Genomic DNA, 1,216 nt, shown 5'->3' with positions numbered 1-1,216 from the left:
AAGCAGCGATCAGCTCATCCAGAGCCTGCGGCTCGCCCGCGACGACCACCGAGGCCGGGCCATTGAGTGCCGCGATCTCGATACGACCGTCCCAGCCGGCGATCCGCTCGGCAGCCTGCTCCGCACTGAGGGCCAGGGACACCATGCCACCGTCACCGGCCAGGCTCGCCGCGATCGCCTGCGAACGCAGGGCGACCACGCGGGCGCCATCGCGCAGGGTCAGCCCGCCCGCGACGCACGCGGCAGCGATCTCACCCTGCGAGTGACCGATCACAGCGGCGGGCTCGACGCCGTAGGAACGCCACAGCGCCGCCAGGGACACCATCACCGCCCACGACAGCGGCTGCACCACATCGACGCGCTCCAACGACGAAGCGCCCCGCAGGACCGCTTCCGCATCCCAGTCCACGAACTCGGCCAACGCCTGGGCACACTCGGCGAACCGCTCAGCGAACACCGGGGCGGAGTCGAGGAGTCCCACGCCCATCCCGGCCCACTGCGCACCCTGACCCGGGAAGACGAACACCACCCGGCCACCAGAACCCGTTCCGGCGTTCACGTCACCAAGCCCGGCGAGGAGTTCACTCCGCTCACGGCCGACCACAACCGCCCGGTGCTCGAACCGCGCCCGCCCCGCCAGCGTGAAGCCCACATTCACCGGAGAGAACTCCGACTCGCCCCCAAGATGGGCAAGCAGCTTCGCCGCCTGCTCCCGCAGGGCCTCCGCACTCCGCGCGGACAGCACCCACGGCACCGCCACCGGCTCCACCACAGCCGCCCGCTCAACCTCCGGCGCCTGCTCCAGGATCACGTGCGCGTTCGTGCCGCTCACGCCGAAGGACGAGACACCCGCCCGGCGCGGCTCTCCCGTCTCCGGCCACTCCCGCACCTCGGTCAACAGCTCCACCGCGCCCGCCGACCAGTCCACCTCGCGCGTCGGCTCGGTGACATGCAGCGTCCGCGGCAGCACACCGTGACGCATCGCCTCGATCATCTTGATCACGCCCGCGACACCGGCGGCCGCCTGGGTGTGCCCGATGTTGGACTTGACGGACCCGAGCCAGAGCGGGCGTTCCCGGTCCTGGCCGTAGGTGGCGATCAGGGCCTGCGCCTCGATCGGGTCCCCGAGGGTCGTGCCGGTGCCGTGGGCCTCGACCGCGTCCACGTCACCGGTCGACAGCCCGGCGTTGGCCAGGGCGGCGCGGATGACGCGCTG

General features: G+C 72.0%; 1 protein-coding gene. It reads right to left on the bottom strand.

Going from position 1 to position 1,216, the window contains the following annotated elements; translation table 11 throughout:
* Positions 1 to 1,216: type I polyketide synthase (locus ABZ078_RS44425; protein ID WP_356584406.1), on the bottom strand; the 1,216-nt coding region annotated here is incomplete at both ends.

The sequence above is a fragment of the Streptomyces sp. NPDC006385 genome (assembly GCF_040612485.1).
GTDB lineage: Bacteria > Actinomycetota > Actinomycetes > Streptomycetales > Streptomycetaceae > Streptomyces.
This window is presented reverse-complemented; position numbering and strand designations above follow the sequence as displayed.